The organism is Pseudomonas sp. BIC9C, assembly GCF_034541995.1.
GTDB classification, from domain to species: domain Bacteria; phylum Pseudomonadota; class Gammaproteobacteria; order Pseudomonadales; family Pseudomonadaceae; genus Aquipseudomonas; species Aquipseudomonas fluorescens_CC.
Map to the genome: position 1 here is coordinate 1,440,027 of NZ_JAWDGM010000001.1, position 13,366 is coordinate 1,453,392.

General features: G+C 60.0%; 16 protein-coding genes and 2 pseudogenes. 8 read left to right on the plus strand and 10 right to left on the minus strand.

The genetic code is table 11. From position 1 onward, the window contains the following. Window positions 1-342: 342 nt before the first annotated feature. Both RS887_RS30510 and RS887_RS30515 read left to right on the plus strand, forming a co-directional pair. A pseudogene (locus RS887_RS30510) lies at window positions 343-540 on the plus strand (HAMP domain-containing protein); the annotation flags it as partial. Window positions 541-651: 111 nt separating this feature from the next. Then, window positions 652-1,395 (plus strand): methyl-accepting chemotaxis protein, encoded by a 744-nt coding sequence (locus RS887_RS30515; protein WP_416339950.1) that lies wholly within the window; start codon window positions 652-654, stop codon window positions 1,393-1,395. 108 nt (window positions 1,396-1,503) lie between these two features. On the opposite strand, the gene RS887_RS06685 is transcribed toward RS887_RS30515, so the two are convergent. From RS887_RS06685 to RS887_RS06695, 3 genes are read right to left on the minus strand one after another with little or no spacing between them, the layout of a single operon-like run. Next, window positions 1,504-2,127: an SOS response-associated peptidase gene (locus tag RS887_RS06685; RefSeq protein WP_322614816.1), complete on the minus strand. Its 624-nt coding sequence runs from the start codon at window positions 2,125-2,127 to the stop codon at window positions 1,504-1,506. Window positions 2,128-2,162: 35 nt separating this feature from the next. Further along, entirely contained in the window at window positions 2,163-2,423 is a 261-nt protein-coding gene (locus tag RS887_RS06690) for a putative signal transducing protein (RefSeq protein WP_007979315.1), read from the minus strand. Between the two features lie 9 nt (window positions 2,424-2,432). Continuing rightward, the gene (locus tag RS887_RS06695) at window positions 2,433-2,615 is read right to left on the minus strand and encodes a CPXCG motif-containing cysteine-rich protein (protein ID WP_085715945.1); all 183 of its coding nucleotides are present in this window, start codon (window positions 2,613-2,615) and stop codon (window positions 2,433-2,435) included. Between the two features lie 139 nt (window positions 2,616-2,754). On the opposite strand from RS887_RS06695, the gene RS887_RS06700 reads away from it, so the two are divergent. After that, complete coding sequence (locus tag RS887_RS06700) at window positions 2,755-3,921, plus strand: 1-acyl-sn-glycerol-3-phosphate acyltransferase (RefSeq protein ID WP_322614817.1); 1,167 nt, start codon at window positions 2,755-2,757, stop codon at window positions 3,919-3,921. A gap of 184 nt (window positions 3,922-4,105) precedes the next feature. Here the strand turns inward: RS887_RS06700 and RS887_RS06705 are convergent, their stop codons facing one another. After that, on the minus strand, window positions 4,106-4,384 hold the full coding sequence (locus RS887_RS06705) for a hypothetical protein (RefSeq protein ID WP_322614818.1): 279 nt from the start codon (window positions 4,382-4,384) through the stop codon (window positions 4,106-4,108). Between the two features lie 190 nt (window positions 4,385-4,574). Here RS887_RS06705 and RS887_RS06710 point away from each other — a divergent pair, with 190 nt between their 5' ends. Further along, a complete protein-coding gene (locus RS887_RS06710) occupies window positions 4,575-4,781 on the plus strand; it encodes a hypothetical protein (protein ID WP_085724026.1) in 207 nt (68 codons plus the stop codon). Window positions 4,782-4,914: 133 nt separating this feature from the next. On the opposite strand, the gene RS887_RS06715 is transcribed toward RS887_RS06710, so the two are convergent. After that, window positions 4,915-5,499 carry a YajG family lipoprotein gene (locus RS887_RS06715; protein ID WP_008016656.1) on the minus strand — a complete coding sequence of 195 codons (585 nt, stop codon included), beginning with the start codon at window positions 5,497-5,499 and terminating at the stop codon, window positions 4,915-4,917. Between the two features lie 205 nt (window positions 5,500-5,704). Here RS887_RS06715 and RS887_RS06720 point away from each other — a divergent pair, with 205 nt between their 5' ends. Beyond that, window positions 5,705-5,944, plus strand: a complete 240-nt coding sequence (locus tag RS887_RS06720) for a hypothetical protein (RefSeq protein WP_322614819.1) — start codon at window positions 5,705-5,707, stop codon at window positions 5,942-5,944. Window positions 5,945-6,680: 736 nt separating this feature from the next. Further along, the gene (gene mqo, locus RS887_RS06725; protein ID WP_322614820.1) at window positions 6,681-8,189 is read left to right on the plus strand and encodes a malate dehydrogenase (quinone); all 1,509 of its coding nucleotides are present in this window, start codon (window positions 6,681-6,683) and stop codon (window positions 8,187-8,189) included. A gap of 69 nt (window positions 8,190-8,258) precedes the next feature. Here the strand turns inward: mqo and RS887_RS06730 are convergent. The 4 genes and pseudogenes from RS887_RS06730 to RS887_RS06745 all read right to left on the minus strand — a co-directional run bounded on the left by RS887_RS06730 (window position 8,259) and on the right by RS887_RS06745 (window position 10,151). Further along, window positions 8,259-8,545: pseudogene (locus RS887_RS06730) on the minus strand (PA4642 family protein). 62 nt (window positions 8,546-8,607) lie between these two features. After that, window positions 8,608-9,093, minus strand: a complete 486-nt coding sequence (locus RS887_RS06735) for a hypothetical protein (protein WP_322614821.1) — start codon at window positions 9,091-9,093, stop codon at window positions 8,608-8,610. Window positions 9,094-9,116: 23 nt separating this feature from the next. Continuing rightward, on the minus strand, window positions 9,117-9,590 hold the full coding sequence (locus tag RS887_RS06740) for a WbuC family cupin fold metalloprotein (protein WP_322614822.1): 474 nt from the start codon (window positions 9,588-9,590) through the stop codon (window positions 9,117-9,119). Between the two features lie 3 nt (window positions 9,591-9,593). Then, window positions 9,594-10,151 (minus strand): hypoxanthine-guanine phosphoribosyltransferase, encoded by a 558-nt coding sequence (locus RS887_RS06745; protein ID WP_008016649.1) that lies wholly within the window; start codon window positions 10,149-10,151, stop codon window positions 9,594-9,596. A gap of 167 nt (window positions 10,152-10,318) precedes the next feature. Between RS887_RS06745 and upp the strand changes: the two genes are divergently transcribed. Beyond that, a complete protein-coding gene (gene upp / locus RS887_RS06750; RefSeq protein ID WP_008016648.1) occupies window positions 10,319-10,957 on the plus strand; it encodes a uracil phosphoribosyltransferase in 639 nt (212 codons plus the stop codon). 2 nt (window positions 10,958-10,959) lie between these two features. Beyond that, window positions 10,960-12,234 (plus strand): uracil-xanthine permease family protein, encoded by a 1,275-nt coding sequence (locus RS887_RS06755; protein WP_322614823.1) that lies wholly within the window; start codon window positions 10,960-10,962, stop codon window positions 12,232-12,234. Between the two features lie 104 nt (window positions 12,235-12,338). Here the strand turns inward: RS887_RS06755 and hemH are convergent, their stop codons facing one another. After that, a complete protein-coding gene (hemH, locus tag RS887_RS06760) occupies window positions 12,339-13,361 on the minus strand; it encodes a ferrochelatase (RefSeq protein WP_322614824.1) in 1,023 nt (340 codons plus the stop codon). Window positions 13,362-13,366: the final 5 nt, after the last annotated feature.

Below are 13,366 nucleotides of genomic sequence, written 5' to 3' on the forward strand. Positions count from 1 at the left end.
AACCAGAAACTCTACGGCGGTGCAGGTGAAATGGCCCTGGTTGGCGGCAATGGCCGGATCGTTGCCTATACCAAGGATCCGAGCAAATTCGGCGAAAAAGTCAGTGACATCCTCGACAGCAAGCAGATTGCCAACCTGGCCAATCTCAAGCGCGGCGAAGTCACCTACACCGTCGACAAGGCCCAGGGCCGGATCGAGCTGTACCTGCCGTTCGGCATCGGCCAGACCGACGCCCGCTGGACCTTGATGCTGCAACTGCCCCTGAACGCAGTCATGGCAGACCTGCAAAAACTCCAGGCCGACCTGAACGCACAGCGTAAATCCGACACCTTCGGCATGGCGATGGTCGGTCTGGTGATCGCCGGTATCGGCTTGCTGGTGATCTGGCTGGTAGGCCACGGCATCGCCCGCCCACTCAAACAGATGGTGGCCATGCTCGACGATATCGCCCAGGGCGAAGGTGACCTGACCCGGCGCCTGACCAGCGACCGCGCCGATGAACTGGGCTCGATCGCCAAAGGCTTCAACACCTTCCTGGCCAAGTTGCAGGCGATGATCACCCAGGTGGTGACTTCGGTGCAGAGCGTGAGCGATTCGTCGGAACACACCGCCGACATCGCCATCCGCACCAACACCGGTGTCCACAAACAAATGGCCGAGATCGATCAAGTGGCCACCGCCGTGCAGGAAATGACCGCCACCGCCCAGGACGTCGCGCGCAATGCGACCCAGGCCGCACAGGCCGCCAGCCATGCTGATCAGGCCGCCAGCCTGGGCATGCAGATCGTGCGTGACACGTCGGACTCGATTGGCGCCCTCGCCGTGGAGATCGGTCGGGCCGTCGGCGTGGTGCAAACCCTGGCCAAGGACAGCGAAAACATCAATGCCATCCTCACCGCCATTCGCGGGATCGCCGAGCAGACCAACCTGCTGGCCCTGAACGCAGCCATCGAAGCCGCCCGTGCCGGAGAACAGGGCCGAGGTTTTGCCGTGGTGGCCGACGAGGTGCGTAACCTGGCGCAGAAGACACAAAAGGCCACCGAAGAAATCCAGACCATGATCCAGCAACTCCAGCAAGGCACGCGGGATGTGGTGCGAGTCATGGAAGACAGCCAGAACCGCACGGACGAAAGCGTACTGCACGCCTCCAAGGCCGCCGAAGCACTGGAAACCATCACTCAGGCAGTGTCGGTGATCAACGACATGAACACCCAGATTGCCAGCGCGGCCGAGGAGCAAAGCGCGGTAGCGGACGACATCAACCGCAATGTAATCAACATCGGGCAAGTGGCCAATGAAGTGGCGGGCGGCGCGGATGAGTCGAGTGCAGCCAGTGCGGATTTGACCAAACTGGCCGAGCAGCAGCGGCGGTTGATCAATCAGTTCAGGGTCTGATCCGGAGGCCCCATCGCTGGCAAGCCAGCTCCTACAAGGGATCTGCGGTGTTCACAAATCCCCTGTAGGAGCTGGCTTGCCAGCGAAGGCGTCAGCACACCCAACACATCAACCCGGGGTCAGGCACTCCGGCCCATTGAGCTTCGGATCATTCACCATGTTCGCCAGCACTCGCTCGCGCAACGCGGCGGGCTCGCTGGCCAGCAATGCTTGCAAGGCATGCAGCGGCGTATCCGGATCCAGCCAAGCGGCCTGTCCAGCCTCATCAAGAATCAATGGCCGCCGCTGGCTCGCCGCCGGTTGCGTGATCACCGCCGTGCTCAACCACACCTGCTCCTGTACCGGATACGCCTCCCAGATCGCCGCAAAGAACAATGACGAGCCCTCCCCCGGCGTCAGCCAGTACGGTCGTTTACGCGTGGTACCGCGCCATTCGTAAAAACCATTGGCCGGTAACAGGCAGCGGCGCAAGCGCAGGGCTTCGCGGAACATCGGTTGTTCGGCAACGGTTTCAGCACGGGCGTGGGCCGGAGTACGGGACAGATCGGTCAGCCAGGGCGGCGTCAGGCCCCAGCGGGCGCGGGCCAGCGTGCGCTGGCCGCCAGGCCCGGCCCGCAGCATCAGCACCGAATCATTGGGGGAAATGTTCCACTGCGCCTGCTGGTCGGCGGGAAAACCGGGCAGCGCCGCGAAGGCGGGATTCCAGCGAAACAGGGCATAACGTCCACACATGGGGCAACACGGCTCTTGATCAAACGAACACCAGCCTAACAGACCAGCGTGCCGGGAAAGCTGTCCGGTTCATCGCCAGACAGCGGCAGCGCGGCATTGTACGCGGTGATCAGCTCGCGGGCGTATTCGGCCTGGTCGTTCTCGACCGACAGCCCGAGCAGGCCATAGATCGGCAACTCGCCGCTGCCCCCGAGCAAATCACGCCCCACCAGATGCGCCTCGATACCCTCGCTGGCGAGCATGCCCTGCAGCAACTCGCCTTCCATCAGGTTTTCCGGATCGTAGATGCGCTGCATACACGCTCCTCACTCGTTTTCACTGAACACTTCGAGATGCCATTCTTCTCCATGAACCTGCAACACGAAGGTTATCGGCCGGCAGCACACCTGACAGTCCTCGATGTAGGTCTGATCGCCACCGGACAAATCCAGAGTAGTCTCTACCTCCTCACCACAATACGGACATTCATACAGCGCGTTTTCCAGCATCGCGGTCTCCCAGGTGACTTGTGCGTATAATCGCCGGTCTATTTGCAGGGCTATTTTTGTCTGGCTACTTTTTCAGACCGTGCCCCGCCGGTTTTCGATCAGAACCTTTACTTACCCTAGCCGTTTCTAACAAGAGAGCATGATGGGCGAATTCGATGCCATCCGACCTTACGACGACAGTGAAGTCCCGGCAGTGCTGGCACGGCTGCTCGGCGACAAGGCGTTTCTAGATATCCTCACCCACTTCCGCTTCCCGCGTTTCGCCGGCGCTTTAGGCTGGGCGCTCAAACCTCTTATAGCCCATCGGCTGCGCCGTGAGTTTGCCGGCGTGACCTCCGTGGCCACGTTACAGGACAAAGTCGAGCATTACGTCGACCATACCATCGAGCGTGCCACCGACGGTGTCACCTATACCGGGGTGGAGCAATTCAAGTCCGGCAGCGCCTACCTGTTTATCGCCAACCACCGCGATATCGTGATGGACCCGGCCTTCGTCAACTATGCCGTGTACCACGCCGGTCTGCCGACCCCGCGCATCGCCATTGGCGACAACCTGCTGCAAAAGCCTTTCGTCAGCGACCTGATGCGCCTGAACAAGAGCTTCATCGTTCACCGCTCGATCAGCGGACGTCGGGAGAAAATGGCGGCCTATCAATTGCTGTCGGCGTACATCAACCATTCGATCCGCAACGATTGCGCCTCGATCTGGATTGCCCAGGCAGAGGGGCGTGCCAAGGACGGTGACGACCGCACCGAATCAGCGATCCTCAAGATGTTCCACATGAGCCGCAAGGACGAGCCGTTCGGTGAAGTCATTCAGTCGCTGAACCTGACCCCGGTGTCGATCAGCTACGAATACGACCCGTGCGATCAGGCCAAGGCCCGCGAGCTTTACATCCGCGCCACCACTGGCAGCTACGCCAAGGTGCCGGGCGAGGATGACGTGAGCATTGCCAAGGGCATCACCGGCTACAAGGGCCGGGTGCATGTGAACTTTGCCGCGCCGGTCACCGACCTGTTCGAAGACACCAAGCAACTGGCGGTCGAGATGGACAAGCAAATCCTCAGCGGCTATCGCTTGTTCCCGGTGCATTACCTGGCTTATGCGCAGTGGAAAGACGCGGACCCGCAACTGCAGGTACCCAAAGCTGCGCAAGTGTTCCCGGCCGAGGAACTGGCCAAGGCCCAGGAAGAATGGCAACGCCGCCTGGACGCCTGCCCCGAAGAGCATCGTCCATTCCTGGTGCTGCAGTATGCGACGCCGGTGCGCAATCAGTACCGGGTGAAGGCAGGGTTGCCGCTGTAAGCGGTTTCGGCCAGATGCAAAAACGGCGCCGACTTGTGGCGAGGGGGCTTGCCCCCGTTGGGCTGCGAAGCAGCCCTAAAACCTAAGAAGGTTTTCCCCCTGACACAGCGTGCCTATCGAGGTGACGACGGCTTCGCCGCCGAACGGGGGCAAGCCCCCTCGCCACAGGTACTGCGTCAAGACTTTAGACCTGCGTACTGATCCACGACACCAGCAGCGCCATCCCCATGCAGGCAAAACCGAAAATGTAGAAAAACCGGTTCCTGCGCAAGGTCGCCCAGTCCAGCGAGGGCTCTACGCTGGCGCTACTCTGGCGCTGCGCCTGCAAACTGGCCATCGCGCGCAGTTCGCGGCGACGGGTGGCGTGCAGCAACCAGCCGCCCGGGAAGGCAAAGAGCAAGGCCAGCAGATTGATCAATTTGGCGGGATGGGCGGTAAACAGCGTCATCAAGTGCAGCGACATCACAGACCTCAAGTAAAACAGGTGGCAGGTGCCGGACCGGCGACCGCGGCGCGGATTCTACCGAAAGCCCGCGCCCCTGCCCTCTGTTTCCGACAAATAACGAAGCAATCGATCAATGGCTGTCCTGAGTCACGGCATCGTCATCTGTATCGGCAACCATGCGCGCCTCGAAACCGACAGGGACCACGTCATGCTCCACGCCGAAAACCAGGATCGTCTTTACCTCATCACCCCCAGCGAAGAACAGCAAGCCCTCGTCGGCAGCCTCGCTTTCAACGTTCAAGACCGCCATTGGCTGGTGTATTGCGCCTTGGGTGGACACCAACATGCGGATTTGCCGGAAACGGATTTGCTGACGGGTGTGAGTGTGCTGGATTTTTACTCGCAAGCGGCCTGATACCGATCTGTAGGAGCGAGCTTGCTCGCGATGGACTTGAGGGCGCCGCGGGGTATCAGATTTCCCGCGTAATCGTTAACGACCATCGTCGGAACGCCGCCCGGAGCAAGTTCGCTCCTACAGTGGGCTCGCATTACTCGCCGAGAATCTGGCCCACGGTCGGGTCCTTGAACAGGCGGGTCAACGCATCGCTCAACACATCGCTGACCAGCTTGGTGTTGGTTTCCTGGTTCGGCGCCATACCGAAGCGCTGGTCCAGGGACGAACCATAACGGCCGCTGTAGCGACGGTTGGCGTTCTGCACATCGGAGCGGAACGTCGCGCCGATGGTGGCTTCGGTCACGTACAGGCCTTCCTTGGGCGACTGGTACTTCAACTCTGCCAGGGTCACGGTCAGTTGCGGTGCATTCATGGCGTTGTTCGTCGGGGTAAAGCCCAACAGACGCACGGCGGCTTCAGCCTGGGCCTGCAGCTTCGGCAGGATCTGCGCGCCCTGCACGGTGATCGCGCTGGTCTCCGGATACAGGCCACCACGGGTGCCCAGTGTCGGCGACGGACGACCGTCCACTACACGTACCACAACGGGCTGGCCATGGCCCACCGGGGCCAACTGGGCAGTCAGCTTGGGTTCCGGGCTCAGTTGTTGCGGGCTGTGGGCGCAGCCAACCAGGGTCAAACTGGTCACAGTGATCAAACCGAACAACAGGCGTTGCAACATGCGCTTCTCTCCAGAATCAGGCACAAACAGGCCGGCAGTATAGCGGTGCGCCACTGCGGGGAACCAGCACCTCACAGTGTTTGATGAAATCTTTGACAACTCCTTGGGAAAGCGGTTCTTGTCACCTATCTGTCATCCCCCATACACTTGCACGTAACGGCTAGTGGGCTATTTTCACAATAACCACCCCACAAGGTAAATTGCCATGCGATACCTCGTTTCGTTGTTCGCACCACGCCCACTGCACCGCTGCTTTGCCCTGCTCGACAGCAATGGCCATTGCCAGGCCTTCAAGCAGTGCAGCCTCCAGCCCATGGGCGATGGCTGGGTTGAAATCGAAGAGATCCGCCTGAACTGGCTGAATCAGCCGCTGCCGGCCGGTGCCCACGTCGTTTCGCAACAGCACCAGCCACGCTCGCGAGCACAGCAATTGATGACGACCTGACCAAACACCTAATAAAAGTCATTAAACACGACCAATTCCCTGCGTTTCTTAGATACAATCTCCCCCCGATTATAAGGACGTCTCCTGATCGGGCCTCGCAGCACCGTCAATGCGCTTGCGTTGACACCCCGCACCGCCCACAGAGAGCCGCCCACACAGATCGAGTGAAGCTGGCGCGCTTGCTGTTTCGTTGAGCAAAACCTCCACTTTTCGCGAATCTGCAGAGCTGTCATTACGCTCGGTCACTGAGCTGTTTGCCCGTTTTGCCTGCCCTGTATCCCATGGCGGCAATCCATCCGGGCACGGTGCCAGGCTGGGACAGCCCTTTTGAGGTTCACGTCTTCAAAAGAGCGTGAAAAAAACGGGTTTTCACAACTTCACAAGAGTGTGGCGAGCAAATGAATAGTTTTGCGTCTGAACATGCACCATTAGCGTCTACAACAGCCCAACGACACAGGACCGAGTATTCCTCGAACACCGGAGCCTGAAGCCTGTCCGCTACGGATTTGGTTGCACAAACGGATGTATCGACCATAAGTCGAATTGCCTCCCGCGCGCTGAAATGAGTTCATATGGCTCATAGGCCCGGCAGGTAGCGTCCGTCGAAGTTGCGATAAATTGCGAAGATTCGGACATGGCGACACTGCCATGGGTACCAGGGGCAACACTGACACGCCCCGGAACGCCTGGCAGCCATGCCGACAATTTGGTGCTGCAGATTTTGGAGACGCGTTAAATGGCGCATAACGAAGCAGTCGACGTAGTACTGGTTGGGGCCGGCATCATGAGTGCCACCCTGGCGGTATTGCTCAAAGAGCTCGACCCCGCGATCAAGCTGGAAGTCGTCGAGCTGATGGATTCCGGTGCCGCGGAGAGTTCCAACCCATGGAACAACGCCGGTACCGGTCACGCCGGGCTGTGTGAGCTCAACTACACGCCGCAGGCAGCCGATGGCGCCGTCGACATCAAGAAAGCCGTGCACATCAACACCCAGTTCGAGGTGTCGAAGCAGTTCTGGTCGTACCTGACCCGAAAAGGCACGTTCGGCTCGTGCAAATCGTTTATCAGCCCGGTGCCACACCTGAGTTTCGTGCAGGGCGACAGCGGCGTGTCCTTCCTCAAGGAACGCTTCAAGGTGCTGAGCAAGCACCACGCCTTCGCCGACATGGAATACACCGAAGACAAGGCCAAGATGGCCGAGTGGATGCCGCTGATGATGCCTGGCCGCGACCCTGGCGAAACCCTCGCCGCGACCCGCGTGATCAATGGCACCGACGTCAACTTCGGCGCCTTGACCAACCAGCTGCTCAAGCACCTGACCAGTGCACCCGATGCCCAGGTCAAGTACTGCAAGCGCGTGACTGGCCTCAAGCGCAGCAACGGCGGCTGGACCGTCAGCATCAAGGACGTCAACAGCGGCAATACCCGTGAAGTCGACGCCAAATTCGTCTTCCTCGGCGCTGGTGGTGCGGCATTGCCGCTGCTGCAAGCCTCGGGCATCGAAGAAAGCAAAGGCTTCGGCGGCTTCCCGATCAGCGGCCAGTGGCTGCGTTGCGACAACCCGGAAGTGGTCAAGCACCACCAGGCCAAGGTCTACAGCCAGGCCGCAGTGGGTTCGCCACCCATGTCCGTGCCGCACCTTGACACCCGTGTGGTCGATGGCAAGAAGTCCCTGCTGTTCGGACCGTACGCCGGCTTCACCACCAAGTTCCTCAAGCACGGTTCCTTCATGGACCTGCCGATGTCGGTTCGCGCCGGCAACATTGGCCCGATGCTCGCCGTGGCGAAAAACAACATGGACCTGACCAAGTACCTGGTCAGCGAAGTGATGCAGTCGATGGAGCAGCGCCTGGATTCCCTGCGTCGCTTCTACCCGCAGGCGAAACCCGAAGACTGGCGCCTGGAAGTGGCCGGCCAACGGGTGCAGATCATCAAGAAAGACCCGAAAAAAGGCGGCGTCCTGCAATTCGGTACCGAACTGGTCGCGGCCAAGGACGGTTCCCTGGCGGCACTGCTCGGCGCTTCTCCAGGTGCCTCGGTGACCGTTTCGATCATGCTCGAGCTGATCGAAAAATGCTTCCCGAGCAAAGCAAAAGGCGAATGGGCCACCAAACTGGCCGAAATTTTCCCAGCCCGGGAAAAGGTTCTGGAAACCGACGCTGCGCTGTATCGCAAGATCAACGCGCAGAACAACGTTGCCCTGGAACTGGTTGAAGCCAGCAGCGAGACCGAAAGCTACGCTTGATTCATTCGGCCGCATAAAAAACGCCCCATTCTCACTGAGAGCGGGGCGTTTTTTTGTAGCTGTATTTGCTCAGCCGCGAGCTTTTTCGATCAGCTCGATGTAATCCGCCGCGTTGCGCTGATCCTTGATCAGGGCAACGAAGTCATTGCCGTGCTCATCCTTGCCATTCACGTCATAACCCGCTTCGACGAAGAACGTCAGGAAGCGCTCGAAATCGTCGATGCGCAGGCCACGGTAGGCCTTGACCAGTTTGTGCAGGGACGGAGAAGTCGCGTCGACCGGTTCGAAATCGAGGAACAACTTGATCTGCTCATCGCCGATCTCGTCACCAATCACTTGTTTTTATCTTTACGCATTGCCGACTCCAGCTCGCAGACATTTCACGGGCGGGCAGTTTACCCCTGCGCAGCCACAGGGCTCAACGCGCACGAGTGCTGCCGGTGTGCAGATCGGCCCAGACATGCCCATTGGCGTAGCTGAGAAACTGGCAATACACCGTGTCATTGCGCAACAAGTCGATCACCACCCGGTATTGCGCCAGCGGGTAATAGAGGGTCAAGGTCTTGCTCGGCTCGTCGTAAACCGGCTTCTTCAGGCTTTTGCTCTCGCCATCGAAGTTGACCAGCACCTGACTGATGGTAGCGCCCTTGTTCAGGGACTTGCCCTTGAGGCGAATCATCAAAGGCGAAGTGACCGGTATCGGCTGTTGATTGGATTGACGCTGAGCGCCGACCACCACCGAATAATCGGTGACTTGCATCAGTTGCTGCTGCTCGGGATCAGCATCGCGCAGAGTGAGATCGTCCGGCGGCAGAAATTGACTGTGCATGGGCGCTGGTGCGGCAGCCAGAGGCAGACTGAGGGTCAGCAACAGGGCGGCGCAGCAGCGAATCAAAAGGCTCATGACAGGCTCCTACAAAAAGCGCATCAATCGAACTGCACGCGCATCCAGGCCTGATACTCGGCTACACCAGGCTCACCTTCGCGCGGTGCCCAATGCGCCAGTTCACCGTCACCGACCGGACGGTAAGGACCGGCCTTGCATTCGAACATCAGGCTGTCGGCCTCCAGCACCACCAAACCGTGGAACACACCGGTTGGCAGGTCCACGCCAACACAGTCGCCACCGGCCTGAAGCACGGTCTTGCTAAGCACCGCACCCGTCTCATCAAAGATCAACACGCCCAGCCGGCCCTTGAGGACCAACAGGGTTTCGGCCTTGTTGTCGCCCAAGTGCCGGTGAGGCGGGATGTACGTGGACGGCTGCAAGCCCACTGCCATGCGATGGCAAGCGTCTTCCATCTGGTGGAAATTGTGATGCTGGCGCCCACGAGGATTCGCCGCGGCTTTCCCGGCCAGCTCGGCGAACAAGGTCTGATCCAGAAAGCGAGGCGTATCCATGTATTACATTCCTTTAACGGCGAAAATCCCATTGGCGTTACGCCAGTAGCCCTTGTAGTCCATGCCGTAACCGAAGATGTAGCGGTCGACGCATGGCAGACCGACGAAGTCGGCCTTGAGGTCCGGACGAGCCTTGCGGTCGTGGTCTTTGTCGATCAGCACGGCAGTATGCACTTTACGTGCGCCAGCGTGTTTGCAGAAGTCGATGATCGCACCCAGGGTGTGGCCTTCGTCGAGGATGTCGTCGATGATCAGCACGTCACGGTCGATGAAGGATACTTCCGGCTTGGCTTTCCAGAACAGGTCGCCGCCGCTGGTTTCATTGCGATAGCGGGTGGCGTGCAGGTAGGACGCTTCCAGCGGGAACTGCAGATAGGTCAGCAGCTTGCCGGAGAAAATCAGCCCGCCGTTCATCACGCAGAACACCACCGGGTTGCTGTCGGCCATTTGTTCGTTGATTTGTGCACCGACGCGGGCGATGGCCGCCTCGACTTCAGCTTCGGTGTACAGGCAGTCAGCCTCTCGCATGATTTGACGGATATGCTCGAGATCAGCGGACATGGCGCTCTCCAGGGGGGGGTTGGAAGTCAGGAAAAGCGGGCAAAGGTACGCATCCCGCACGGCCAGATCAAGCGTTTGTGGACTAACGTACTGTATGTCTATAGGACAACACCCTCGGATAGATTAATCTAGGCCGGTTTTTTTGCCCGCCGCCGGAGCCTTTCCCCATGCCCATCCATGAGATCCGCCACCCGCTGATCCGTCATAAACTTGGCCTTATGCGCCGTGCAGACATCAGCACCAAGAATTTCCGTGAGCTCGCTCAGGAAGTCGGCGCCCTGCTGACCTATGAAGCCACCAAAGACCTGCCGCTGGAAGCCTACGATATCGAAGGCTGGTGCGGCACCGTGTCGGTCGAGAAAATCGCCGGCAAGAAAATCACCGTGGTACCGATTCTGCGTGCCGGCATCGGCATGCTCGAAGGCGTGCTCAGCCTGATCCCGGGCGCCAAGGTCAGCGCCGTCGGCGTGGCCCGCAACGAAGAAACCCTCGAAGCCCACACCTACCTGGAAAAACTGGTACCGGAAATCGACGAACGCCTGGCGATGATCATCGACCCGATGCTCGCCACCGGCGGCTCGATGGTTGCCACCATCGACCTGCTGAAAAAAGCCGGCTGCAAGGACATCCGCGCCATGGTGCTGGTCGCCGCGCCAGAAGGCATCGCCGTGGTCGAGAAAGCTCACCCGGACGTGATCATCTACACCGCTTCCATCGATCAGAAACTGAACGAGCATGGCTACATCATCCCTGGGTTGGGCGATGCCGGTGACAAGATCTTCGGCACCAAGCAGAAGGACGCGTGACCATGCAGCAAGAGTTCAACGATCCGCTCTGGCGCACGGTGCTGTCGGGTGCGCAGATGCTGTTCGTGGCCTTTGGCGCCCTGGTGTTGATGCCGCTGATTACCGGTCTCGACCCGAACGTAGCGCTGTTCACGGCCGGCCTGGGGACGATCCTGTTCCAGATCGTCACCGGGCGTCAGGTGCCGGTGTTCCTGGCATCGAGCTTTGCCTTCATTACCCCGATCATTCTCGCCAAGGGCCAGTTCGGCCTGGCCGCGACCATGGGCGGCGTGATGGCGGCGGGTTTCGTCTACACCTTCCTCGGCCTCGCGGTGAAGATCAAAGGTACCGGTTTCATTGACCGCCTGCTGCCGCCGGTGGTGATCGGGCCGGTGATCATTTCGATCGGCCTGGCCATGGCGCCGATTGCCGCCAACATGGCCATGGGCAAGGCCGGCGACGGCAGTGAATTGATTCATTACCAGACGGCGATGATGATCTCGATGCCCGCGCTGCTGACCACGCTGATCGTCGCGGTTTTCGGCAAGGGCATCTTTCGCCTGGTGCCGATCATCTCCGGCGTGCTGGTCGGTTTCGGCATGTCGTTCTACTTCGGCGTGGTCGATATCGCGAAGATTGCTGCGGCACCTTGGTTCGCCATCCCGAATTTCACCGCGCCGGAATTCAACTGGCAGGCGATTCTGTTCATCGTTCCGGTGGCCCTGGCCCCGGCCATCGAGCACATTGGCGGCGTGATTGCCGTGGGTAGCGTGACCGGTCGCGATTACCTGAAGAAGCCCGGCCTGCACCGCACCCTGCTCGGCGACGGCATTGCCACCACGGCGGCCGGCCTGTTCGGCGGTCCGCCCAACACCACCTACGCCGAAGTGACTGGCGCGGTCATGCTGACCAAGAACTACAACCCGAAAATCATGACCTGGGCGGCGATCTTCGCCATCAGCCTGGCGTTTATCGGCAAGTTCGGCGCACTGCTGCAAAGCATTCCGGTGCCGGTAATGGGCGGGATTCTCTGCCTGTTGTTCGGTTCGATTGCGGCGGTGGGGATGAACACGCTGATTCGCCACAAGATCGATCTGGGCGAGGCGCGCAATCTGGTGATTGTTTCGGTGACCCTGGTATTCGGGATCGGCGGCGTGCTGATCGGCACCGGCACCGGGCCGGACGATTTCGGCCTCATGGGCATCGCGCTGTGCGCGGTGGTGGCGATTGGTTTGAATCTGATCCTGCCGGGCAATGACAGCTGGAAGCACAAGAAGGCGAATGAGCCGCTGATCTAAACAACCTCGGATTATTCGCTGACTGAAGGTCGCACTTCGCGAGCAGGCTCGCTCCCACAGTTTTGGAATGCATTTCCTGTGGGAGCGAGCCTGCTCGCGATGCTTTAAAGCGCCAACGGCGCCCTTTCGCACAACGCACTCAACGCCTTCGCCCAATGCGGGTCATCGTTGAGGCACGGCACCAGCACCAACTCCTCTCCTCCTGCTGCGCGGAACTGCTCCTTCCCGCGATCACCAATCTCTTCCAGTGTTTCGATGCAATCGGCAACGAATGCCGGGCACATCACCAGAATTTTTTTCACGCCTTTTTTGGCCAGCTCATCGAGGCGCGCTTCGGTGTAGGGTTCGATCCATTTCGCGCGCCCCAGACGCGACTGGAACGATACCGACCACTTGCCATCCGGCAACCCCATGCGCTTGGCAAATTCTGCCGCCGTACGCAGGCATTGGCCGCGATAACAGGTGGCGACCACCTCAGGGGGCGCCCCGGCACAGCAATCACCGTCACCCTCGAAGCTGTGACCCGGGTTGAGCTTCTTCAGATGCCGTTCCGGCAATCCATGAAAACTCATCAACAAATGATCGAAGTCCTGTTGCAAATGCGGCCGGGTCGTGGCCACCAGCGCATCGAGGTACTCCGGTTGATCGTAGAAAGGCTGGAGCACCGACAGCTGCACGTCGAGGCTCTTCTCGCGCACCACACGCCTGGCTTCTGCAATGACCGTGGTGGTGGTGCTGTCGGCGAACTGTGGATACAGCGGCGCCAGCGTGATTCGCTTGTGCCCCGCGGCGGCCATGCGCACCAGCGTCGATTCAATCGACGGCTCGCCGTAGCGCATTGCCAGTTCGACCGGGCCGTGCTTCCACTGGCCGGTCATGGCTTGTTGCAGGCGACGGCTGAGCACCACCAGCGGCGAGCCTTCGTCCCACCAGATCGAGGCATAGGCATGGGCCGACTGCTCGGGACGCTTGATCAGGATCAGCGACACCAGCAAGCGTCGAACCGGCCATGGCAGGTCGATCACGTAGGGGTCCATCAGAAATTGATTGAGGTAGCTGCGCACGTCCGCCACCGAGGTGGAGGCAGGTGAGCCAAGGTTGACCAGAAGCAACGCGTGATCGGTCATGCAAC